This window comes from Dactylosporangium sp. McL0621, assembly GCF_049995355.1.
Lineage (GTDB): Bacteria > Actinomycetota > Actinomycetes > Mycobacteriales > Micromonosporaceae > Dactylosporangium.
This window is the reverse complement of the sequence record NZ_CP188259.1, coordinates 3,866,147-3,888,338: the sequence shown is the minus strand read 5'-3', so window position 1 is coordinate 3,888,338 and position 22,192 is coordinate 3,866,147. Positions and strand designations below refer to the sequence as shown.

Genomic DNA, 22,192 nt, shown 5'->3' with positions numbered 1-22,192 from the left:
CTCCTCGGGGTGTCAGGGCGTAGAGCTGGACCCCCGCACGATCAGCTCGGGGGGCAGGAGGCGGGCGGCGTCGGGGGGTGGGGGGTTGAGCAGGGCGGCGATCATCGCGTGGCCGGCCGCCTCGATCGGCTGCCGGACGCTGGACAGGTCGAGGGCGGCGGCGGTCGGGGTGTCGTCGAAGCCGACGACGGCGAGCCGGGCGCCGCGGCCGCGCACGGTGCGCAGCAGCCCGGCGGCGAGGGTGTCGGTGGCGACGACGACGGCGGTGGGCGGGTCGGGGTCGTCGAGCAGCCGGGCGCCGAGCGCCGCGCCGACGGCGAGCGAGTCCTCGCCGCGCAGGTCGGGCCCGAGTCGCAGGCCGAGCGCCGCGCACGTCGAGCGCCAGCCCTCGGCGCGGCGGTCGCCGACGGCGGAGCCGGGCGGGTACCCGACGAAGGCGATCCGCCGGTGCCCGGCCTCGGCGAGGTGCCGGGTCGCGGCCGCGGTGCCGGCGGTGTTGTCGACGTCGACCCAGGGGTGGCCGTCGTCGTCGCCGGTGCGCCCGAACGCCGCGAACGGCACCCGGTGCGCGCGCAGCGCCGGCGGCCGCGGATCGCCGGAGTGCAGCCCGTAGAGCACGAGGGCGTCGATGGCGCCGGCCTTGTGCAGTGCGACGGCGCCGGCGACCTCGCCCTCGGCGTCGTCGGCGGTGTAGAGCAGCAGGTGGTGGTCCTCGGCGCGGCCGGCGTCGGCGAGGGCGTGCAGGAAGCGGTCGTGGATGCTGCCGAGCGCGTGCGGGTGCACGGGCTCGAGGCGGTACCCGATCATGCGCGACGACGAGGCGCGCAGCCCTTGGGCGAGGCGGTTGGGCCGGTACCCGAGCCGGTCGATGGCCGCCTCCACCCGCTCGCGGGTCTCCGGCCGGACCCGCTCGGGCGCGTTGAGCACATTGGACACGGTCTGCCGGGACACCCCGGCGGCCTTGGCCACGTCCTCGACGGTGGGCTGCACAATCGCTCCCGAATGTCGTAAGGTGCGTCCGTGTTGAACGTTCAAATCGACATTCGCGAGCAGTTTGAACGTTCAACACCGGATGTCGGGACAGTCTCATCCGCTCGTCGGCTTGTCAAGAGGTACCGATATGCGCCAGCCCTACCTGCACGAGCACGTCACGTGCGTGGCCGCCCCGGCGACGTGGCTGTCCGGCCCGTCCGGCGAGCTCGGCGCCGATCCGGACGGCTTGTACGTGGCGGACCGCCGCGTACTGGCCCGGCTCGCCGTCACCGTGGCTGGGCACGCCCCCGTGCCCATCGGCGTCCGCCGCACCGGCGCGTCCACGGCCGAGTTCACCGCGGTCGTACGCGAACTCGGCGACGACGGCCCCGACCCGACGGTGACCCTGACCCGCCGCCGAGCAGCCGACCCGAGCGGCGGCACCGAGACCTTGGTGCTCACCAACGCGTCCCACGCCACGCTGCGGGTAGCGGTCGAGGTGCACGCGGCGACGGACTTCGCGCGCATGGGCGCGGTCAAGGACGGCCGGACAGGTGGCCTGACCACTACGGAGCTGACCTCGTCGGCGGCGTCTCCGGATGGGATGACGGTGACGGTCGCGGCCGACCCGGCGCCGACGGGCCCCGGGCTGCGCTGGGAGGTAACGCTTGCGCCGCGCCAGTCATGGATCGCGGCCCTGACCTTCACGCGCGGCCTCGCCGCGGTGGGCCCAGACGACCTCGCCACCGAGCGGCCAGGTGGCCAAGCCACCACTCAGCGCCCGGACGGCCTCGCCACGCTGCGTCCCGAAAGCCCCGCCGCCGAGGGTCCAGGTGGCCACGCCACCACTGGGCGTCCGGACGGCCTTACGAGCGCGCTGTACGACACCGACCCCGACGTCACCCCGCGTCCCGGGAGCCCTGCCACCGAGGGACCAGGTGGCCAAGCCACTCAGCCTCCCGACCGCCTCGCGGCGGAGCGACCGGACGGCCTCGCCACCGAGCGGCCAGGTGGCCAAGCCACCACGCAGCGCCCGGACGGCCTTACCAATGCGCTGCACAACAGCGACCCCGACGTCATCCCGCGTCCCGGGAGCCCTGCCACCGAGGGGCCAGGTGGCCAAGCCACTCAGCCTCCCGACCGCCTCGCCACCAACCGGCCCGACAGCCTCACCGCGGAGCGACCGGACGGCCTCACCACCGAGCGGCCAGGTGGCCAAGCCACCACTCAGCGCTCGGACGGCCTTGTCACGCCGCGTCTCGAAAGCCCCGCCACTGAGCGACCAAGTGGCCAAGCCACTCAGCCTCCCGACGGCCTTACCACCGCGCGGACCGACGGCCTCGCCACCGCGCGGACCGACGGCCTCGCCACCGCGCGGACCGACGGCCTCGCCACCGCGCGGACCGACGGCCTCGCCACCGCGCCGCCCGATGGCCTCGCCACAGAGCGGCGCGGCAGCCTCGCCACCGCGCGGCCCGGTCGGCATGCCGCTCGGCGTCCGGACGGCCTCGCCGGTGAGTGGTCAGGTGGCCTGGTCACTGGGCGTTTCGACGGTGCGTCTTTGCTCGCCGTCGCGGCCGATGACCGGCGCCTCGGTGTGCTCGTGCGGACCGGGGTTGAGGACCTCGATGCGTTGCGCCACAGCCAAGGGTCCGACGTGTACTACGCCGCGGGCAGTCCCTGGTATCTGACGCTCTTCGGCCGTGACTCGCTGTGGGCGGCCCGCCTCGCGTTGCCGCTCGGACCGGCGGTCGCCGCCGGCACGCTGCGTGCCCTGGCCCAACGGCAGGGCGCGCGGCACGATCCGGACACCGACGAGGAGCCCGGCAAGATTCTGCATGAGGTCAGGCCACCTGACGCCTCGTACCATCTGCCGCCCGTCTACTACGGCACCGTCGACGCGACCGCGCTCTGGGTGAGCACGCTCGCCGACGCCTGGCGCTGGGGGCTGCCGGCCGCCGAGGTGGAACCGCTGCTGCCGAACGTGGAGCGGGCCCTGGCGTGGCTGGGCGGGCACGAGGGCTTCATCGCGTACCGGGCCAACGGCAAAGGCCTGACCAATCACGGCTGGAAGGACTCCGGCGACGGCGTCCAGCACGCCGACGGGCGCATCGCCGAAGGTCCGCTGGCGCTGAGCGAGGTCCAGGGGTACGCGTACCGGGCCGCCCTGGACGGCGCCGCCCTGCTCGACGCGTTCGGCCGCCCCGGCGCCGCACACTGGCGGGCGTGGGCCGCGGAACTGGCCGAGCGCTTCCGCAAGGCGTTCTGGTGCCCGGGCGGCTACCCGGCGATCGCCCTGGACGGCACGGGCGCGCAGGTGGACAGCATCGCGTCGAACATGGGCCACCTGCTCGGCACGGGCCTGCTCAACGCCGACGAGAGCCGCACGGTCGCCGGGCATGTCGCGGCGCTCGCCTCGCCGTTCGGGCTGCGCACGGTGTCGCCGGCCTCCGCCGGGTACAACCCGCTGTCCTATCATCTCGGCTCGGTCTGGCCGCACGACACCGCGATCACGCTGCTGGGGCTGGCCCGCGACGGGCACCCGGCCGAGGCCGCACGGCTGGTGCGGGCGCTGCTGGCCGCGGGCGAGCGCTTCGGGTTCCGGCTGCCGGAGTTGTACGGCGGGGACGAAGCGGCCACCGCGTACCCGGCCGCGTGCCGTCCCCAGGCGTGGTCGGCGGCCGCGGGTCCGGCGCTGCTGACGGCGCTGCTCGGCCTCGACCCGGACATTCCCGCGGGCCGGATCGCGCTGCGCCCCCTGGCCCCGTCCCCCGTCGGCGCCTACCGCGTCAGTGGCCTGACCATCGCCGGCGCCGAACTGGACGTGTCAGTCACCGCCGACGGCTCGGTCACCGTCCACAGTGCACCGCCGGGCGTTCAGGTGCTCAGGTAGCCGACACGTCGCACTCGTACCAGGTGCCGGGCTGGCCCCCGGGTTCGGCCGGGCCGACCGGGACGAACCCGTTGTTGGTCAGGACCTTCTGCGACGCGACATTCGGGTGGGAGGTGGCCGCCCGCAGCGTGCGCAGCCCGTGCTGGGCCGCCGCCAGCCGGCACAGCTCCCGGACGGTCGCGGTCGCCACGCCACGGCCGGCGACGTGCTGCGCGACCCGGTAGCCGAGATCCGCACGGTGCGCTTCGATGTTGTACAGATTGAACCGTCCGAGTACCGAGCCGTCCTCGGCGACGAGCACGTAGTACGCACAGACACCGGCGTCCTGCTCGGCCAGCGACTCGTCGTACCGGTCGGCGAACTGCTCGAAGAAGTCGTCGCCGCGATCGGAGATCGACGCCGCGAAGTAGGCGCGGTTCGCCGACTCGAAGGCCAGGACGGCCGGGGCATGACCGGCGTTCAGCCGCTCCAGTTCGGGCACGGCCCGACCTTACCGACGTCGCCCGCCGTGGTCACCGCAATTACAGCGCCGGCCGCGTCCGGCGCGAAGGTACCGCCGCGGTAGCGTGGGCCGGTGATGGAGAGCGTCGATGCGTCGGCCGACCGGATCTTCGGGTGGCTGCGGGAGCACGCGCCCGGCACGGCCGCGACGCTCAAGCCACCCGCGGGCCCGGACGCGCTCGATGCGGCCGAGCGCGAGGTCGGCGCGGCGTTCCCGCACGACGTGCGGCGATGGTACGGCCGGGCCGACGGCATGGAGTGGACGTACCCGTGGCGCGGGGCGCTGATCCCGTCGTTCCACCGGCCGTACCCGCTGGCCATGGCCCTCGACATCCGCAACATGATGCTCGAGGTCGCCGCGCAGTTTCCCCAGGAGCGGCCGCCCAGTGCGGTCGCGGGTGAGCCGAGCGCGATCTGGCAGCCGTCGTTCCTGCCCATCGCCGCCGACACCGGCGGGGTGAAGCTCCTCGTCGACCTGCGCGACGGGGAGCAGCGTGGCTGCGTCATGGAGTACGACAAGGTCTTCGCGTGTCAGGGCCGGGCGTCCTGGCCGGGCGTCGCGGCGATGCTCGCCGACGTGGCCGGGGCGCTGGTGCACGACCGGGTCGCCGGCGGCTACCGGCCGCAGGTCGACGAACAAGGCTGCCTGTATTGGCGGTACCCGGAAGGGCTCTGGCTCGGCCGCGACGCCGGCCTGTACACCCCCGGGCTGGCCCGCGACCTCGCCGAGCTGGCCGGGCACGCCGCCGCGACCGACCACGCCGACCCGGACCGGGCCGCGCTGATCACCGCCCGGGCCGCCCGCGTGGTCGACGCACTCGTGGCGGCGGGCGAGAATGCCACGGCGGGACGGCCGGCCCGCTACGACGATCCGGACCCGAACGACGAGGCGGCGCTGCGGGTGTACCTGACCGGGCACGGCGGGCTCGCCGGCGTCGCCCGGCACCTCGCGGACGCCGGTGAACGTCTCGTCGCCTTGTGTGCGCCGTTCCACGAGGAGCACGGCGCGCCCCATCGCCCGGGCCGGCCGCCGCTCCTGCCGGCCACGGTCCGCGAGCGGGGCGACATCGTCTTCGACGGCGTCATGTCGTGGCCCGATCTGGTGGCGGGCCTCGGGTGGCTGCTCCGGTCGGCGATCCGGGGCATCTCCGAGCTGCGACCGGCCGAGGCTCGCCAGCCCCACCGATCCAGGCCGCGCCGGCGCTGAGCCGTGTGCTGCACGGCAGTACACGGCACGGTGCCTGAGCCGTGTGCTGGACGGCAGTACACGGCACGGTGCTGAGCCGTGCGCCGGGACGCGGCACGGTGCAGGGTCGTGGCTGTCAACCCTTGCGCAGCGCGTCGGCCAGCAGCTCGACGAGGTGCTTGCCCGGCTTGTCGGCCAGGTCGGCGGCCTGCGTACGGCACGAGAAGCCGTCGGCCAGGAAGACGTCCCCGGGCTCGGCCTTGTCGAGGGCCGGCAGCAGCTGCTGCTCGGCGACCTGGACCGACACCTCGTAGTGGCCGCGCTCGACGCCGAAGTTGCCGGCCAGGCCGCAGCAGCCGCCGAGCCGCGTGACGGTCGCGCCGGTCGCCTTGAGCAGCTTGGCGTCGGCCTCCCAGCCCATGACGGCGTGGTGGTGGCAGTGCGGCTGGGCCACGACCCGCACGCCTTCGAGGGACGGCGGGGTCCAGCCCGGCGTACGGGCGAGCAGCTCGGCGACGGTGACCGTGGCGGCGCTGACGGCCCGCGCGGCGTCGGTGTCGAGCAGCTCCACGAGGTCGCTGCGCAGCACGCCGGTGCACGAGGGTTCGAGGCCGACGATCGGCACGCCGCGCTCGACGGCGTCGGTCAGCTTGGCGACGGTCGAGCCCAGGATGCGCTTGGCCGCGTCGAGCTGGCCGGTGGAGATCCAGGTGAGGCCGCAGCAGGTGGACTCGCTGGTCAGCTCGGGCGCGTAGCCGGCGGCGGTGAGGACCTCGACGGCGGCCTTCGCGATGTCGGGGGCGAAGTGGTCGGTGAAGCTGTCCACGAACAGCAGGACCGGCTTGCCCTCGAAGGCGCGGCCACGGTACCAACGCCGGAACGTCTGGCGCGCAAAGGCGGGAATCGAGCGGCGCGAGTCGACACCGGCGGTGAACAGCGCCAGGTTGCGCAGCCCGGGCGCCGTCGTGAGCGCGTTGGCGAGGCGCGGCAGCCGGGACGCCAGCCGCGACCACATGGGCAGGCGACCCAGCGAGTAGTGCGAGCGCGGGCGGACCCGGCCCTTGTAGCTCTGGTGCAGTACCTCGGCCTTGTAGGCGGCCATGTCGATGCCGGTCGGGCAGTCCGACGCGCAGCCCTTGCACGACAGGCACAGGTCGAGGGCGTCGTGGATGGCGGGGGCGCGCCAGTCGGGGGCCAGGTCGCCGTCGAGCATCTCCTGCAGCACGCGGGCCCGGCCGCGGGTGGAGTCCTTCTCGGTACGGGTGGCCAGGAACGACGGGCACATCACGCCGCCGAGCGCGGTGGTGTCGGCCCGGCACTTGCCGACGCCGGTGCAGCGGTGCACGGCCTGGTTGAAGTCGCCGTGGTCGGAGTGGTACCCGAACGCGAGCTTCTGCTTGACCGGGCGCGCCGCGGCGACGCGCACGTCGGCGTCGACCGGGTCGGGGTCGACGAGCACGCCGGGGTTGAGCAGGTTGCCGGGGTCGAAGGCGTGCTTGACCGCGCGGAAGAGGCCCATCGCCTCGGCGGAGTACATGCGGGGCAGCAGCTCGCTGCGCGCCCGGCCGTCGCCGTGCTCGCCGGAGAGCGAGCCGCCGTAGCCGACCACCAGATCGGCCGCGTCCTCCAGGAACGCCCGGAACTTCCCGGGCCCGCCCGGCCGGTCGAGCGGGAAGTCGAGCCGGACGTGGATGCAGCCGTCGGCGAGGTGGCCGTACGGCATGGCGGTGAGCCCGTGCCGCTCCACCAGCACGTCGAAGTCGCGCAGGTAGTCGCCGATGCGCGCCGGCGGCACGGCCGCGTCCTCCCAGCCCGCGTGCGCGGGAAGCCCGGACGGGGCGCGCCCGGCCAGCCCGACGCCGTCCTCGCGGATCCGCCACAGCGGCGCGGCCTGCGCGGTGTCCTCGACCACGAGCGCGTCGACGGCCCCGGCCCCGGCGGCCAGGCGGCGGGCGCGGTCGCGGCACTCGCCGAGGTCGTCGCCGGCGATCTCCACGAACAGCCACGAGGCCCCGCCCGGCAGCGGCGGCACGGCGTCCGCGCCGCGGCGGGTGCGCACGACCTCGACCAGGCGCGAGTCGATGCCCTCGCAGGCGGTCGGGGTGAAGCCGAGGATCGCGGGCACGGCGTCGCCGGCCGAGCCGAAGTCGGGGTACCCCAGCACCACAAGCAACCGGTGGGCGGGGTCGGCCACCAGCCGTACCGTCGCCTCGGTCACCACCGCCAGGGTGCCCTCGCTGCCCACGAGCAGCCCGGTCAGGTCGAAGCCGCGCTCGGGCAGCAGATGCTCGATGGCGTACCCGGACACCTGCCGCGGGAACGTGGCGAACTCGGTCCGCGCGACGGCAAGATTGCCCTGCACGACGGCCTGCAGGGTGTCGGCGATCGCCTTGGCCCCCTCCAGGGCGGGGCGGCCGCGCTCGTCGCGCCCGGTCGACAGCCGCTCACCGTCGATCGTGAGCGCGTCGAGCCCGACGACGTTGTCCGAGGTCCGGCCGTACCCGAGGGTGCGCGCCCCGCACGAGTTGTTCCCGATCATCCCGCCGATCGTGCACCGCGTGTGCGTGGACGGATCGGGCCCGAAGCGCAGCGCGTGCGGGCGGGCCGCGGCCTGCAGGGTGGCGTGCACGGCGCCGGCCTGGACCCGCGCCGTGCGGGTGCCGGGGTCGACCGCGAGCACCTTGTCCAGGTACCGGCTGAAGTCGAGCACGACGCCGCGGCCGATCGCGTTGCCGGCGACGGAGGTACCCGCGCCGCGGGCGGTGATGGGCACGCCCAGCGTTCGGCACACCTCCAGCGTCGCCGCGACCTCCTCCTCGGAGCGGGGCCGCACGATGGCCTTCGGCACGACCCGGTACAGCGAGGCGTCGCTGGCGTAGGCGGAACGGTGGGCCGCATCGGTGAGCACGTCGCCGACCCCGGCCCGGCCGAGGCGAGTCACCAGATCATCAGCAATGTCGGCCGTCATGTCCCTGCCACTCGCTCGTGAGCCGGACCGCGTTCGGCCTCTTCGCCGCCCCCGGAACGCTCGTTGGAGATCCCCGCAATCGTAGACGCCCACCCGAACGGGCCACGTACCACCTACTTAGCGGCTGTTGCGTCTTTCGTCCGGTTTCGGGGTATTCTTGGCAGCGTCACCGCCTAGTGCCCGCCGCAGCCACAGCGCGGCGACGGTGATGGCGGCCGCCAGTCCGGGCGGCCGGCGCCGGGCCGGCGGCATCGCTGCCGGCGCGGCGGCAGTCGCCGGCTTGGGTTCGCCGACGCCGGGCCAGCGGCACCGCGACCGGCGCGGCGGCAGTCGCCGGCTTGGGTTCGCCGGCGCCGAGCCAGCGGCACCGCGGCCGGCCCGCACCCGTTCCCGGCGATGGTCCGCAACTTCGTCGGCGGCATCAGCGTCGAGGCTCACCGCCCTGGTCGTCCTGCTCGACGGGGTCCCGGCTTTCGCCCTCACCGCCCGCCCCGGCCTCGGCGGCCTGGGCGTCACCGGCTACACGGCGCCCACTCCACCGCGTTCGTCACGGCGTGGTCGAGCCCGATCCGGGCCGGCACGGTGGCGACCGACGCCAACGGCGGCTTCACGGTGTCCGTCACGATTCCGGCGAGCCTGGCCGCGGGTCAGCACCGGGTCGTCGCACAGGGTGTGGCGCCGGACGGCACGGCCCGTGCGATGGGTATGACGGTGACCGTGCGCGCACGGTCGCACGGGTTGGCGGTGACCGGGGTCGGACGGGCGCACGGGCCGGCGGTGCCCGGCCCGGACGGGCGCACGGGCCGGCGGTGCCCGGCCCGGACGGGCGCACGGGCCGGCGGTGCCCGGCCCGGACGGGCGCACGGGCCGGCGGTGCCCGGCCCGGACGGGCGCACGGGCCGGCGGTGCCCGGCCCGGACGGGCGCACGGGCCGGCGGTGCCCGGCCCGGACGGGCGCACGGGCCGGCGGTGCCCGGCCCGGACGGGCGCACGGGCCGGCGGTGCCCGGCCCGGACGGGCGCACGGGCCGGCGGTGCCCGGGCCGGACGGGCGCACGGGCCGGCGGTGCCCGGGCCGGACGCGGCGCAGATGGCGCTGGCAGTGCTCGGGCGGCGTCAGCTCTGGCCGGTGTACCGATAGACGCTGAACACGTAGTCCGGGCAGACGAGCTGGCAGGCGGTGCATCCGGTGCAGCCCTCGTGCAGCAGCGGGTACCGGTAGCCCAGCTCGTTCAGCTCGCTCGACATCGCCAGGACGTTGGGTGGGCACGCCGCGATGCACAGCTCGCAGCCTTTACATTTGTCGATATCGATGACGAGCGTGCCTCGGGTGGTGCGGTTCACGGGTCGCTCCCTTCCACGACGTTCGCGACGTCGTCCCAGCCCTCGTCGTGCTCGTGCGCGCGGCCGGACCCGTGTGCGTTCCCGTGCTCCGGACCGTGCGCGTTCTCATCCCCGTGCGCATTCCCGGGCGCTCGGCCGGGCTTGAGTGCGTTCCCGTGCCCGTGCTCCTGCCCGTGCGCGCGGCCGTGCTCGTTCTCATCCCCGTGCGCGCGGCCGTGCTCGTTCTCATCCCCGTGCGCATTCCCGTGCGCTCGGCCGTGCTCGTTCTCATCCCCGTGCGCGTTCCCGGGCCTGTGCGCGGGCACGTGTGCGGTCCCGGGCCTGTGCGCGGGCCGGGGCCCGTGTGCGGTTCCGTGCTCTCCATCGTCTGTGGCCGGGAAGACGCCGCGGCGGTGTAGGGCGGCTATCGCGTTCTCGGCGGTCAGGTGAATGTGGGCCAGGGCCGCCTCCCCCGCCGCGACCGGGCGGCCGCCCCGCAGCGCCATGTACTCGGCGTGCAGTGCGGACCGTTCGTCGGCCAGGTTGTCGTCGATGGCGAAGCGGGCCGCTACCGGGACCAGGCCCGAGAAGGTCCGCAGCAGGGCCCTCAAGTGGTTGCCGCCGCCGGCTATGTTCACGACTCGGCGGAACTCGCGCGCCAGGGACTCGAACTCGTCCGGGTCGTCGCAGCCGGCCAGGGCCTCGTCGAGTTTGCCCAGCGCCTCGATGACCTCCGGGTCGCGCCGGCGGGCTACGCGGCGGTTGGTCAGGGCGCTGAGCATGCCGTACAGCTGGAACGCCTCCCGGACCGTGCCGTCGTCGAACTCGGCCACGAACGCGCGTTTGTAGTGTGCGCGCTCGACCAGCCCGTCGCGCTCGAGCTGGATGAGGCCCTCGCGCACCGGTACGCGGCTCACGCCCAGCTCCTCGGCGATGGCGTCGAGGTCGAGGCGCTCCCCGCTCCTCAGCTCGCCGGCGAAGAGGCGGCCGAGCACGTAGGCGGCCACGGCCTCGCTGGTGTTGGCCCGTTCGAGTTTCACGGCTTGATGATTTCACCGAGACGGTACGTCTGCTCCATCGTGTCCTGCTGATACGACGGGCCCTCGGCCGTGGGGACGAACCAGCCGGTCGGGCACATGGTGAGGATCTCCACGAGCGAGAAGCCACCGCCGGCGAGCTGGGTTTCGAAAGCCTTTCGGAGCATGCGTTTCGTCTGCAGTACCGCACCGGCCGTCGAAACCGCGCCCCGCGCTACGTAGCCGACGCCGCGCAGCCCGGCGACCAGGTCGGCGACCGGGATCGGGTAGCCGTGGGTCAGCGGGTCGCGGCCCTCGATGCTGGTCTTCGTGCGCTGGCCGAGGACCGTCGTCGCGGTCTGCTGGCCGCCGGTGTCGCCGAAGACGCCGTTGTTGAGCATCACGCAGGTGATGTTCTCGCCGCGCGCGGCCGTGTGGAGTACCTCCTGCAGGCCCTCGTTGGCCATGTCGCCGTCGCCCTGCAGCGTGAACACGGCCACGCCGGGACGCACGCGCTTGATGCCGGTCGCGCACGCGGGCGCACGGCCGTGCAGGCACTGCAGCACGTCGACGTCCATGATGCGCACGAAGCTGCCGTAGCAGCCGTGGCCCACGACGCCGATGGTCCGCTGCACGATGTCGAGCTCCTGCAGTACCTCCAGAAGGATCCGCAGCGCGACGGGCTCGCCGCAGCCGGGGCACAGCGAGTGCTCCCCGAGAATGAGGCTGGGCTTGAAGTCGGCGACCTGCTTCGCGCCGTGGCCGGGCGGCTGGGTGGTGTCGATTGTCACAGGGCCTCCAGGATGCGGCGGCGGATCACGGGGGCGTCCAGCAGCGGGCCGTACGACAGCCCCGACTCGGCGATGCTGACCCCGCCGATGAACCGGACCACGCCGCGGTCGTGGGCGTGGATGCGAACGTCGTCGAGCATCTGCCCGCCGTTGAGCTCGAACACGAGCACGCGCTTGGCGGTGCGGGTCGCGGCGGCGAGGGCATCACCCGGGAACGGCCAGAGGGTCACGGGCCGGAACCACCCGATGTCGTACCCGTCCTGCCGCAGCTCGGCCACGACGTGCTCGACGAACTTCGCGGCCGAGCCGAACGAGACGACGACCGTCTCCCCGGGCTCCGGCGACTGCTCGTGGCGGGCTTCCAGCTCCCCGATGCGGTCGAACTTCTCGGCGATCGCGCGCCAGTGCCCGTCCGGCCCGGGCCCGGGGGCGGTGGCCTTGCCCATCGCCCACGTCCACACCTGCCGGCTGTGCCCGGTGCCGCCGCCGGTGCCGTCGAGCGCCCAGTCCTTCGGCGGCAGCGGCCCGAAGTCGCGGCGCCCGACCTCCACCCCGACGCGCGTCTGGGCCAGGAGCGGGTCTGCGTACAGTACAACCGGCGCCCGATGCTTGTCCGCGAGGTGGAAGAGCAACTGGGTGTGCTCGACCGCCTCGGGGATGTCCTTGGGCGCCAGGGTGATGGTCCGGTAGTCGCCCCAGCCGCCGCCCCGCGTGGCCTGGAAGTAGTCCTGCTGGTTGCGGGCCAGGTTGAACACGACGAACGGGGTCTCGTTCAGGGCGGCCTCGGCGATCGCCTCCTGCATGAGCGCGATGCCCTGCCCGCACGACCCGGTGGCCGCGCGCGCCCCGGCCGCGGCGGCGCCGAGGGTCATGTTGACGCCCTCGATCTCGCTCTCGGCGTTGAGGCACACGCCTCCGGCCGCGGGCATTCGCTGCGACATCTGCTCCAGCAGACCGGTGAAGGGCGACATGGGGTACCCGGCGAAGAACCGGCACCCCGCGACGAGCGCGGCCTCGGCGATGGCCGCGGAGCCTTCGAGCAGTTCCAGCGTCATGCGGCAACCCCCTCCAGGGCCCGGGCGCCGGCCTCGAGCGCGCGGGCGTTGGCCGCGGCGTGCTGCCGGCGGTACGGCGGCAACAGCTCTTCCATCGCCGACACCAGCGCGGCGGCGGCGACCAGGCCGGTCAGCGCGTTGTACGCCCCCAGCAGCACGAACCCCGACGCGTTCGGCGCCTCGACGCCTTTCGCGGCGGCCATGGCGTCGACGGCGAACACGCGCAGGTCCGGGCGGAACGCCTCCGGGTCGACCAGCGGCGTGTTCGCCAGGACGAGCGCCCCGGTGCGCAGCCGTTCCTCGACGCCCTCGCTGTACCGGTGGTGGGCGAAGACGGCCGACCACGCCGACGGGAGGATGGGCAGCGCCTTGAGCGGGGCGTCGCCGATGACGACGCCGGCCTTGGAGGGGCCGCCGCGCATCTCGCCGCCGTAGTCGGCGGCGAGCATCGCGTACCGGCCCTCGCGGGTGGCGGCGAGGGCCAGGGTCTTGGCGAGCAGCTGGATGCCCTGGCCGCCGATGCCCGTGACGAGCACTTCACGCTCCACGCGCGCCTCTTCTCGATCTCATGCCCGGTCGCGCCTTGCCGCGCGCCCGTTCACACCTTTTGCGCTCCCGCCTCGGGCCGGCCGTTCCAGCCGCCCCTGCCGGTCGCACCGCGGTCTTCGTTGCTCACCGGACCGGCCATCCCGCGATCCCGGCCATCCCGGGCGGCCCCCTCGTCTCCGCCCGCGATCCGACCTTGACGCGGTTTGAATATTGAATACAAAATCTAATCCGAGCGTCAAGGGAGGCGGCGAATGCTGGCACTGGTCCTGCACGGCTTCGGCAACGCGGCCGTCGAGGAAGTTCCCGACCCCGTGCCCGGCCCGGGCGAGGTCGTCATCGACGTGACCTGCGTCCAGCCGAGCGTCACCGAATGCATGCTGCTGGCCGGCGAGCCGATCGCCATGCACCAAGTCCTCGCCGCGCGCCTCGCCGCCGGCCCGACCCGCTTCGGCGGCCACGAGTTCGCCGGCGTGATCAGCGCCGCCGGCCCACCGATTCCGACAAATCCCCCGTCAGGCGAAAAATCCGATAAGTCGTGGCGCGGAGTGCCCGACTTATCGTGCCAGCCCGGCGACCTGGTAACAGCCGTCGAGACCGCCGCCTGCGGAAGATGCGCCGCCTGCCGCCGCGACCGCCCCGATGCCTGCCCGGCCCCCAGCGTCCTCGGATTCACCGGACCCGGCGCCTTCGCCGAGCGGGTCGTCGTGCCCGCGCGGACCGTCGTGCGCGTCCCCGACGGAGTGTCCGCGGCCCAGGCCGCGGCCGTCCAGCCCCTGGCCGGCGCGATCCACGGCCACGCCGTCGCGGCCGTCCGGCCCGGCGACACCGTGCTCATCATCGGCGCCGGCGTCATGGGCTTGCTGCACACGCGGGTCGCGCGGCTCGGCAACGCCGGGCAGATCATCGTCACCGGGCGCAGTGCGGCCAAGCTCGAGCTCGCCCGGCGCGCCGGGGCCGACCTGGTGCTCGACGCGACCCGCGAGGACGTGGTCGCCCGGGTGCTGGAGGCGACCGAGGGCATCGGCGCCGACGTGGTGTTCGAGTGCGCGGGCGAGTTCGAGCAGGCGGCCCGCGGCGTCCGGCGCGGTGGCACGATCGTCATGGTGTCCGTGCTGCCGAACCATGCCCCGGCCCCGCTCGCCCTGCTGCGCGAGCGGTCGGTCGCGCTGCTGCACCCGCGCTCGGGCGCCGGCGGGTACGCGCCGGGCAGCAGCGTCTTCGAGCACGCGCTGCGCCTGGTGCGCCGCGGCGACGTCGAGCTGCAGGGGCTGATCAGCCACCGGCTCAAGGGTATCGAGGCGCTGCCGGAGGCCTTGGAGATCACGCGGTACAAACACCGGTACGGCGCTCTCGGGCCGGCCCAGGTGGAGCTCGCATGAGCCTGTTGATCGGTGACATCGTCACCACGGCGGCGCTGACGGTACCGGGTGCGACGGCCGCCACCCTCGGGGCCGACGAGCTGACGTTCCGCGAGCTCGACGCGCGCGCCGACCGCGCCGCCAACGCGCTCGCCGGGCTGGGCGTGGGCCGCGGCGACACGGTGCTGTGGTGCGTGACGCCGACGCTGCGCTCGGTGGAGGTGTTCGTCGCCTGTGCGCGGCTCGGGGCGCTCTTCGCGCCCGTGAACCCCGGCCTGCCCGGCGAGGAGCGCGACCGCATCCGGTCCTATGTGGACCCGAAGGTCGTGCTGTCCGATGTGGACTTCTCCGCGGCCGTGCTGCGGCCGTCCACGCTGGACGGCGGCGCGCCCGGCTTCGCGCGGGTCCCGCTCGACGACCGGGACGCGCACATCCTGTACCTCACCAGCGGCAGCACCGGCGCGCCGAAGGGGGCCCTGGTCAGCCACCGGGCCAGCTGGCTGCGCGCGGCCCCGGGCGGCGGCACGTTCACCAGTGGCCTGCGCGGCGACGGCGGCGTGGTGTGCACGTTCCCGCTGTACCACTACGGCGGCTGGCACTACGTCATGGAGGCCTGGCAGCACCGCACCGCGGTACACCTGGTCCGCCGGGCCGACGCCGCCGACATGATCGACGTCGTGGAGCGCCGCCGGCCCTCCGCGCTGTACTGCATCCCGGCCGTCTGGGAGCGCCTGCTCGACCCCGAGCACCGCCGTGCCGACCTGCGTTCGCTGCACCACGCCGACACCGGCACGTCGGCCGTCGCCGCCGACCTCGTGCCGCGCATCAAGTCGCGGCTGCCGGGCACGACGACCACCATCCTGTACGGCTCGACCGAGGCCGGTCGCATGGCCGCCCTGCACGACTGGGAGCTCGAGCGCCGCCCCGGCAGCGTCGGGCGGCCCGCGACCCCGAACGCGCTGTGGCTCGGCGACGACGCCGAGGTGTGCACGAGCGGCCCGGCGGTCATGAACGGCTACCTGGGCGCCGAACCCCTCGACGGCGTGTACCGCTCCGGCGACGTCGGCCGCCTCGACGAGGACGGGTACCTCTACCTGACCGGCCGCACGCGCGAGGTGATCCGCACCGGCGGGGAGTCGGTGGGCCCGGCCGAGGTCGAGCAGGCGCTGCGCGGCCTGCCGGGCGTGCTGGACCTGGCCGTCGTCGGCGTGCCCGACCCGCGCTGGGGCGAGGTGGTCTGCGCGGTACTCGTCGTGCCGCCCGGCGCCGAACCGCCGGCGGTGGCCGACGTCCGCGCGCACGTGGCCGGCCGCCTGGCGTCGTACAAGCAGCCGCGGCGGGTGTCCATCGTGGACGCCATCCCGCGCACCGCGGCGACGGGCCAGATCCAGCGCACGCGCCTGCGCGCGCTAGTGCTCGGCGACTGATGCGTCGTACAACTCCTGGGCCCTTTCGACCTCGGGCATGTGCGCCTCCGCCCAGGCCTTGACGGCGGCCATGAGCGGCAGCAGGCCGGCGCCGAGCGGGGTGAGCGCGTAGTCGACCCGGACGGGCACGCTCGCGGTGACCGTGCGCGACAGCAGCCCGTCGCGCTCCATCGTGCGCAGCGTCTGCGTCAGCATCTTCTCGCTGACGCCCGCGATGCGCCGGCTCAGGTCGCTGTACCGCCGCGGCCCGTCGGCGAGCGCGGTGAGCACGAGGCTTACCCACTTGTCGCCGATGCGGTCGAGGAGCTTGCGGGCCGGGCAGTCGGCCATGAACGCGTCGTACTCGCGCGCCGCCGCGGCCCGCCGCTCCCCCGCCGTCCGCGTCGCCATGGCGCACCCTCCCGTCCGGTACGCACCCCGAAGTGCGCCCTTCCGGTTGGAGAGTAGCTCTCCATAGGTTGGGACGCATGCGAGCAGTGATCATCCGTTCCTTCGGCGGCCCGGAGGTCCTCGAGATCGCCGAGGTCCCCACCCCGTCCCCCGGCCCGGGCGAGATCCGCGTCCGGGTGACGGCCGCGGCCGTCAACCCGGTCGACCTCCAGACGCGCTCGGGCGCCCTGGCCCGGGCCGGCATCATGGCCCCCCGCGCGGTGACGGGCCTGGGCTGGGACGTCTCCGGCGTCGTCGACGCCGTGGGCGCGGGCGTGACGGCGTTCGGCCCGGGCGAGCGGGTCATCGGCCTGTCGGACCGCCCGGGCCTTTCCCTGAAGACCCAGGCGGAGTTTGTACTCCTGGAAGCCACCGCGGCCGCCCACCTGCCCGGCGGCGCCGACCCGGTCGCGGCCGCCACCCTGCCCCTGAACGCCCTGACCGCCGCCCAGGCCCTGGACCTCGTCCCCGCCGCCGCGCGCGCCACCATCCTGGTCACCGGCGCGGCGGGCGCGGTCGGCGGCTACGCCGTGGAGCTGGCCGCACGGACGGGCGCGCGGGTCGTGGCGGTCGCGGCGGAGCGGGACGCGGCCCTGGTCCGTGCGCTGGGCGCGGCCCACCACGTCCCGCGGACCGCGGCCGCGGAAGCCGTACGCGCCCTCGTGCCGGGCGGCGTCGACGCCGTCATCGACGCGGCGAACCTCGGCATCCGGGCGATGGACGCGGTCCGGGGCGGCGGCACGTACGTCGGCGTGCTGGGCAGTCCGCCGCCGCCCCTGCGCGGCATCCGGGTCGCGAACGTGTGGATCCGCGCCGACGGCGAGCGGCTGGCGAGCCTCGCCGCGGCGGGTCTCACGCTCCGCGTCGCCGGTACCCTCCCGCTGCCGCACGTGGCGGAGGCGCACCGGAGACTGGAGGCGGGCGGGCTGCGGGGCCGGCTGGTGCTACTCGCCGAGCAGTGAGGCCAGGCCGGCCACGTACTCCGGCACGAACTCCGGGTTCCAGCGCGCGAAGTACACCGCCGTCGACAGGTTGTGCACGGCGTGGCCGAGCCGGACCCGGGCCGGCCAGTCGTCCGGGAGCGGCAGCACCGCGTCGTACGCGGCCAGGAAGGCCGGGCGACCCTCGGGGTAGGCGGCGAAGATGTGCTCGTCCAGCTTGCCGAAGTCGAGGAACCGGTCGGCCCAGCGGCCGTGCTCGAAGTCGAGCACGCACTCGATCCGCCCGTCGCGGAGCAGGAGGTTCGGGCGCCACAGGTCGCCGTGGACGAGGGACGGGGCGGCATCGACCGGTACCGCCGAGATCGCCCGGTGCAGGGCCGCTCCGGTGCACTGCAGAAGGTCGGGCGGCAGTACACCCGGCGCCTTGGCCAGCTGCTCGTCGACCCGCGCGCGCAGGAACGTGCGCACGTCGGGGTACGACGAGCGGCCCAGGACGTCGCCGAACCGCGGGCCGGTGCAGGCGTGGATGCGGCCGACCACCGTGCCGAGCTCGGCCGCGAACGCCAGCCGGGCCTCGGCCGGCATCGCGTCCCAGGCTCCGTCCGCGGGCGTGCCCGCCCGGAACTCCTGCACGAGCAGCGGCCCGCCGACGAACGAGCTGAACGGCAACAGGGCCCGGAACCGCACCACCGGAACGCCTCCGTCGGCGGCGTGGCGGGTCGCGGCGATGAGGCGGCGCATGTGCTCTGGGTCGGGGTTGCGGACCGGCGTCTTGGCCAGCAGCGGCCCCTCGTCGGTCTCGGCGACCCACTGGCGGCTGGTGTACCCGGCCTCGAGCGGCCGCACGCCGGCGACCACGAGTCCCGGGCAGGCCTCCAGCAGCGCCGAGCGCACGGCGTCGAGTCCGATCGTCACCGGGCCATGGTAGGCGGTGTCCAGGCCTGGGCCTGGACGCCCGCGGCAACGCGACAGGCAACGGCACGATCGTGCAGCAGTACACCGGCAACGGCACCAGCGCCCAGCAGTAGCGGGACGTCGACGTTCCGTGACGCCGGACGCGCGGCCGTGAGCTCCGGGCCACCCCGGACTTGCGACCGCGCGCCGGGCGTGGAGGATTGGCCCCGACACATCCGGCGGGAAGGAGCCCCCATGCAGGTCGGCGACGTGGTCGAGGACTTCGAGCTGCCCGACGAGACCGGCGGTCCGCGCCGGCTCAGCACGCTGCTGGAGCAGGGCCCGGTCGTGCTGTTCTTCTACCCCGCCGCGCTCAGCGCCGGCTGCACCAAGGAGGCCTGCCACTTCCGCGACACGGCCGCGGAGCTGCGCGAGGCGGGCGCCCAGCCGGTGGGCATCAGTGGCGACGAGGTCGAGCGCCAGGCCGAGTTCGCGGCCAAGCACAGCCTCGGCTACCCGCTGCTGGCCGACCCGGCCGGCGCCGTCCGCGAGCAGTTCGGCGTCAAGCGCGCGTTCGGCCTCATCCCGACCAAGCGCGCGACGTTCGTCATCGACACCGACCGCCGCGTGCTGGCCGTGGTCCGCAGCGAGATCCGCATGGACGCCCACGCCGACAAGGCCCTCGAGGCCCTGCGGGCCAGAACGAAATCCTAGAGGCTCCGGGCTACCGCGGCGTCCGTCGCGGGCCCGGACCGTAACTCCCGTGGCCTCACCGTCCGCCGTTTCCAACGGCGGACGACGCTGCGCGACCGACTCACCGTCCGCCGTTGAAACGGCGGCGGACGCTGCGCGACCGCCCCATCGTCCGCCGTTGGAAACGGCGGAAGACGCTGCGCGACACCTTCACTGTCCGCCGTCGAAACGGCGGAGGACGCTGCGCGGCCGCCTCACCGTCCGCCGTTGGGAACGGCGGACGGTGCCGCGCGACCGCGGAGGCGGTCGCGCAGCTGGGACTTGGCGACCTTGCCGCCCGACCCGCGCGGCAGGTCGTCCACGATCTCCAGGCGCTCGGGCCAGTTCTCGCGCGACACCCCGCGGGCGTCGAGATGCCCGCGCAGGTCGTCGAGGTCCAGGGCCGCGCCCGCCCGCAGCACCACGAACGCGCACACCCGCTCGCCGAACGTCGGGTCGGGCACCGCGACCGCCGCCACCATGGCCACCGCCGGATGCGTGCCCACCTGGTCCTCGACGGCCGCGGCCGAGATGTTCTTCCCGCCGCGGATGATGAAGTCGGACTTGCGGTCGACCACCCGCAGGTACCCGTCGGCGTCGACGGTGCAGATGTCGCCGGTCAGCATCCAGCCGTCCGGGGTGAAGAGCCGCTCGTTGGCCTCGGGGTCGTTGAAGTACCCCAGACAGGTCGCCGGCCCCGCGCACGCCGCCTGCCCCGGCCCGCCGGCCGCGGTGACGTCGGTCCCGTCCTCGGCGAAGAGCCGGACCCGCATCCCGTCGATGACCTTCCCGGCGGTGCGCAGCCGCTGCTCGACGGTGTCGGTGACCGAGGTCCGCGACAGCGCCCCGGTCTCGTTGGAGCCGAAGAACTGCAGCACCCTCGCCCCGGTACGCCGCTCGAACTCCGCCGCCCGCTCGAACGGCACCGCCTCGCCCCCGGTGAACATGCACCGCAGCGACGACAGGTCCACCTGCTCCAGGACCGGCGAGTTGAGCATCATGATGAACTGCGTGCTGACGCAGCACACCACGGTCACCCGCTCCCGCTCGATGAGCCGCAGCGCCTCGTCGGCACTGAAGCGCGGCATGACGACCGTCGGGGCGCCCAGTATCGTCGGGGTGAAGTTGGCGGTCCACTGCGCGAAGCCGTACGGCGCCGGGATGAGCGTGAGGAACGCGTCGTCGCCGTTGAGGTCGCCGCACTCCCGCGCGAGCTCGTGATAGTAGAACCAGCGGTCCTGGTTGTGCACAACGCACTTCGGCATGCCGGTCGTCCCGGACGTCGAGTTGAGCAGGTGGATGTCCCCGAGCCCCAGCTCCCGCCCGGGAAGCTCCCGGCCCGGCTCGGCCGAGACGTCGTCGATGACGAGGTGCGTCCCGATCCCGAGCCCGTCGATCAGCGCGGCCACCGGCTCGCCGCGGTGCGACTCCAGGCTCACCAAGGCCGAGGCACCGCCCACGGTCAGCAGGTGCCGCACCTCCAGCCGCGCCGCCCGCGGCCCGATCGCGACCACGACCACGCCGGCCTTCATCGCCGCGAGGTACACCACGTGCACCGCCACCCCGTCGGGCAGCAGCACCCCGACGCGCGCGCCCCGCTCGAGGCCCGCATCCACCAGCCGCAGCGCGAAGGCGGACGACCACGCGTCGAACTGGCGCCACGTCATCCGGTCGTCGCCGGCGACGAACGCGAGGCCGCCGGGGTTCCGGGCCGCGTGCCGCCGCACGACGTCCGGCAGGGTCGCTCCGTCTCCCGCCTGCGCTCGGGCGTTACCCCATCGCCCGACGTCGGCGAGCCGGTCCGCGACGTACCGTTCGTGAACGCTGCCGGCCGCCGGAGCCGTACCGGGTGGGAAGTGCACGAGCCGACCCCTCTCGCATCTACCAAACAAGCGCTTGGTTGTGTCATTCTGTGTCGGTCGGAGAGACGGTGTCAAGGCGGGAGAGCGCGCGCGTGGACGACATCTGGCTGGCCCCGATCGGTGAACCCCTGGATCTGGCGGTGACGGCGGGGCTGCCACCGGTACCGCTGCCGGATCAATGCCACGTCGAGCAGCTCATCTGGCACGGCGACCCGCTCACGGGCCCGCTGCGCGCGCACGTCACGGCGCGGAGCACGGACACGGTCACGCTGCGCATCGGCGCCGCCGGCCGGATCGTCGCCGACGTGCGCATCCGCCGCGGCCCGGCGCGCACGCCGAGGCCCCACGCCCTGCTGGACCCGCACCCGGAGCCGGGGGTGGCGTACACGCGCCTGTTCCCGGTCACGAAGGACGTGACGACGGACCACGTGCCGGACGCCGAGCCGGTGCTGAGCACGCCGTCGATGATCGCGTTCATGGAGGACACCGCGGCCGACATCCTGCGCGCGCGCTTCGCCCCGTCGACGGCGTCGCTCGGCACGTGGATCGGCGTGCGGCACACGGGCCCGGCCCGCACCGGCCAGACCGTGACCGTGACGGCGGTCCTGGCCGAGACGCGCGGCCGCCGGTACCTCTTCGACGTCCGCGCCACCGTGGACGGCCACGAGATCGGCGCCGGCCAGGTGGCCCAGATCCTGATCAGCGTCGCCCGATGAACCCGGCGCCGATGCAACGGATCGGCGGCCCGGCTTCGTGAAGGTCATGTGCGAGGCGAATCGCTCACCTTCGAGGAGTTCCTGGCCGCGCGGCTGCCGGCCCTGAGCCGGTACGCGACGGCGCTCGCCGGCGACCCCCGACACCGGCGCCGACGTGCTGCAGGACGTCCTGCTCAAGGCCCAGCCGCGGTGGTCGCGCATCGCGGCGCTGGAGGAGCCCGAGGCGTACGTGCGCCGGATGGTGATCAACGAGCTCGTCTCCGCGCGCCGGCGGATCCTGGCCCGGCGGCGAAGGGAGTCCACGCACGTGCCGGCGCCCGTCGCCGACGGCAGCGACCAGCGCGCCGACCGCGGGGCCCGGGGTGCGGCCGTACTTCGACACCGCCACCGCGACGCCGGTCGACGTCGCCGGCGGCCGGGCCTGGCTCGACGGGGCCGGCCAGGCGCTCTTCGCGGAGGCCCTGGACGGCCGCAACGTCCAGCTCAGCACCACCAGCGAGGGCGTCGGCCTGGCCCGGGTCGCGCGCGAGCTCGACTTCGGCCCCGTGCCCGACATGACCTGGTACGGCGGCCGCTGAGG

The 22,192-nt window shown here is 74.4% G+C and carries 19 protein-coding genes; 8 read left to right on the top strand and 11 right to left on the bottom strand.

The features are described 5' to 3' along the window. Positions 1-12: 12 nt before the first annotated feature. Positions 13-990, bottom strand: a complete 978-nt coding sequence (locus tag ACPPVO_RS18400; RefSeq protein ID WP_426512415.1) for a LacI family DNA-binding transcriptional regulator — start codon at positions 988-990, stop codon at positions 13-15. A 130-nt stretch (positions 991-1,120) separates the two neighbouring features. Here ACPPVO_RS18400 and ACPPVO_RS18395 point away from each other — a divergent pair, with 130 nt between their 5' ends. Next, positions 1,121-3,865, top strand: a complete 2,745-nt coding sequence (locus ACPPVO_RS18395) for a glycogen debranching N-terminal domain-containing protein (protein ID WP_426512414.1) — start codon at positions 1,121-1,123, stop codon at positions 3,863-3,865. On the opposite strand, the gene ACPPVO_RS18390 is transcribed toward ACPPVO_RS18395, so the two are convergent. Beyond that, positions 3,858-4,346 carry a GNAT family N-acetyltransferase gene (locus tag ACPPVO_RS18390; protein ID WP_426512413.1) on the bottom strand — a complete coding sequence of 163 codons (489 nt, stop codon included), beginning with the start codon at positions 4,344-4,346 and terminating at the stop codon, positions 3,858-3,860. The two genes, ACPPVO_RS18395 and ACPPVO_RS18390, sit on opposite strands and share 8 nt — an antisense overlap. A 96-nt stretch (positions 4,347-4,442) precedes the next feature. Between ACPPVO_RS18390 and ACPPVO_RS18385 the strand changes: the two genes are divergently transcribed. Then, complete coding sequence (locus ACPPVO_RS18385; protein ID WP_426514648.1) at positions 4,443-5,573, top strand: SMI1/KNR4 family protein; 1,131 nt, start codon at positions 4,443-4,445, stop codon at positions 5,571-5,573. 115 nt (positions 5,574-5,688) lie between these two features. Here ACPPVO_RS18385 and ACPPVO_RS18380 read toward each other — a convergent pair whose 3' ends face one another. The 6 genes from ACPPVO_RS18380 to ACPPVO_RS18355 form a co-directional block, all read right to left on the bottom strand. After that, positions 5,689-8,520, bottom strand: coding sequence for an FAD-binding and (Fe-S)-binding domain-containing protein (locus ACPPVO_RS18380; RefSeq protein WP_426512412.1), 2,832 nt, complete (start codon positions 8,518-8,520; stop codon positions 5,689-5,691). Between the two features lie 1,115 nt (positions 8,521-9,635). Next, on the bottom strand, positions 9,636-9,863 hold the full coding sequence (locus ACPPVO_RS18375; protein WP_426512411.1) for a 4Fe-4S dicluster domain-containing protein: 228 nt from the start codon (positions 9,861-9,863) through the stop codon (positions 9,636-9,638). Beyond that, the gene (locus ACPPVO_RS18370) at positions 9,860-10,882 is read right to left on the bottom strand and encodes a GntR family transcriptional regulator (protein ID WP_426512410.1); all 1,023 of its coding nucleotides are present in this window, start codon (positions 10,880-10,882) and stop codon (positions 9,860-9,862) included. Before ACPPVO_RS18370 ends, ACPPVO_RS18375 begins: the two co-directional genes overlap by 4 nt. After that, entirely contained in the window at positions 10,879-11,649 is a 771-nt protein-coding gene (locus ACPPVO_RS18365) for a thiamine pyrophosphate-dependent enzyme (RefSeq protein WP_426512409.1), read from the bottom strand. The genes ACPPVO_RS18370 and ACPPVO_RS18365 overlap by 4 nt, the downstream gene beginning before the upstream one ends. Beyond that, complete coding sequence (locus ACPPVO_RS18360) at positions 11,646-12,704, bottom strand: hypothetical protein (RefSeq protein ID WP_426512408.1); 1,059 nt, start codon at positions 12,702-12,704, stop codon at positions 11,646-11,648. The genes ACPPVO_RS18365 and ACPPVO_RS18360 overlap by 4 nt, the downstream gene beginning before the upstream one ends. Beyond that, the gene (locus ACPPVO_RS18355; protein WP_426512407.1) at positions 12,701-13,252 is read right to left on the bottom strand and encodes a 2-oxoacid:acceptor oxidoreductase family protein; all 552 of its coding nucleotides are present in this window, start codon (positions 13,250-13,252) and stop codon (positions 12,701-12,703) included. Before ACPPVO_RS18355 ends, ACPPVO_RS18360 begins: the two co-directional genes overlap by 4 nt. 252 nt (positions 13,253-13,504) lie before the next feature. Here ACPPVO_RS18355 and ACPPVO_RS18350 point away from each other — a divergent pair, with 252 nt between their 5' ends. Continuing rightward, positions 13,505-14,632, top strand: a complete 1,128-nt coding sequence (locus ACPPVO_RS18350) for a zinc-dependent alcohol dehydrogenase (protein ID WP_426512406.1) — start codon at positions 13,505-13,507, stop codon at positions 14,630-14,632. Further along, a complete protein-coding gene (locus ACPPVO_RS18345; protein WP_426512405.1) occupies positions 14,629-16,038 on the top strand; it encodes a class I adenylate-forming enzyme family protein in 1,410 nt (469 codons plus the stop codon). The genes ACPPVO_RS18350 and ACPPVO_RS18345 overlap by 4 nt, the downstream gene beginning before the upstream one ends. Here the strand turns inward: ACPPVO_RS18345 and ACPPVO_RS18340 are convergent. After that, positions 16,021-16,428: a winged helix-turn-helix transcriptional regulator gene (locus ACPPVO_RS18340; RefSeq protein WP_426512404.1), complete on the bottom strand. Its 408-nt coding sequence runs from the start codon at positions 16,426-16,428 to the stop codon at positions 16,021-16,023. The two genes, ACPPVO_RS18345 and ACPPVO_RS18340, sit on opposite strands and share 18 nt — an antisense overlap. 77 nt (positions 16,429-16,505) lie before the next feature. On the opposite strand from ACPPVO_RS18340, the gene ACPPVO_RS18335 reads away from it, so the two are divergent. After that, positions 16,506-17,429: an NADP-dependent oxidoreductase gene (locus tag ACPPVO_RS18335; RefSeq protein ID WP_426512403.1), complete on the top strand. Its 924-nt coding sequence runs from the start codon at positions 16,506-16,508 to the stop codon at positions 17,427-17,429. On the opposite strand, the gene ACPPVO_RS18330 is transcribed toward ACPPVO_RS18335, so the two are convergent. Further along, on the bottom strand, positions 17,412-18,323 hold the full coding sequence (locus ACPPVO_RS18330) for a phosphotransferase family protein (RefSeq protein ID WP_426512402.1): 912 nt from the start codon (positions 18,321-18,323) through the stop codon (positions 17,412-17,414). The genes ACPPVO_RS18335 and ACPPVO_RS18330 overlap by 18 nt on opposite strands. Before the next feature lie 234 nt (positions 18,324-18,557). Here ACPPVO_RS18330 and ACPPVO_RS18325 point away from each other — a divergent pair, with 234 nt between their 5' ends. After that, positions 18,558-19,016, top strand: coding sequence for a peroxiredoxin (locus ACPPVO_RS18325; protein ID WP_426512401.1), 459 nt, complete (start codon positions 18,558-18,560; stop codon positions 19,014-19,016). A 233-nt stretch (positions 19,017-19,249) separates the two neighbouring features. Here ACPPVO_RS18325 and ACPPVO_RS18320 read toward each other — a convergent pair whose 3' ends face one another. Then, positions 19,250-20,896 carry a class I adenylate-forming enzyme family protein gene (locus ACPPVO_RS18320; RefSeq protein ID WP_426512400.1) on the bottom strand — a complete coding sequence of 549 codons (1,647 nt, stop codon included), beginning with the start codon at positions 20,894-20,896 and terminating at the stop codon, positions 19,250-19,252. Between the two features lie 92 nt (positions 20,897-20,988). Here ACPPVO_RS18320 and ACPPVO_RS18315 point away from each other — a divergent pair, with 92 nt between their 5' ends. Next, positions 20,989-21,612 carry a thioesterase family protein gene (locus tag ACPPVO_RS18315; protein WP_426512399.1) on the top strand — a complete coding sequence of 208 codons (624 nt, stop codon included), beginning with the start codon at positions 20,989-20,991 and terminating at the stop codon, positions 21,610-21,612. 362 nt (positions 21,613-21,974) lie between these two features. Then, complete coding sequence (locus ACPPVO_RS18310; protein ID WP_426512398.1) at positions 21,975-22,190, top strand: hypothetical protein; 216 nt, start codon at positions 21,975-21,977, stop codon at positions 22,188-22,190. Positions 22,191-22,192: the final 2 nt, after the last annotated feature.

Coding starts and splice junctions, on each gene's coding strand:
- ACPPVO_RS18395 (WP_426512414.1), top strand. CDS start 1,121: ATGCGCCAGCCCTACCTGCACGAGCACGTCACGTGCGTGGCCGCCCCG.
- ACPPVO_RS18385 (WP_426514648.1), top strand. CDS start 4,443: ATGGAGAGCGTCGATGCGTCGGCCGACCGGATCTTCGGGTGGCTGCGG.
- ACPPVO_RS18380 (WP_426512412.1), bottom strand. CDS start 8,520: ATGACGGCCGACATTGCTGATGATCTGGTGACTCGCCTCGGCCGGGCC.
- ACPPVO_RS18360 (WP_426512408.1), bottom strand. CDS start 12,704: ATGACGCTGGAACTGCTCGAAGGCTCCGCGGCCATCGCCGAGGCCGCG.
- ACPPVO_RS18350 (WP_426512406.1), top strand. CDS start 13,505: ATGCTGGCACTGGTCCTGCACGGCTTCGGCAACGCGGCCGTCGAGGAA.
- ACPPVO_RS18345 (WP_426512405.1), top strand. CDS start 14,629: ATGAGCCTGTTGATCGGTGACATCGTCACCACGGCGGCGCTGACGGTA.
- ACPPVO_RS18340 (WP_426512404.1), bottom strand. CDS start 16,428: ATGGCGACGCGGACGGCGGGGGAGCGGCGGGCCGCGGCGGCGCGCGAG.
- ACPPVO_RS18335 (WP_426512403.1), top strand. CDS start 16,506: ATGCGAGCAGTGATCATCCGTTCCTTCGGCGGCCCGGAGGTCCTCGAG.
- ACPPVO_RS18325 (WP_426512401.1), top strand. CDS start 18,558: ATGCAGGTCGGCGACGTGGTCGAGGACTTCGAGCTGCCCGACGAGACC.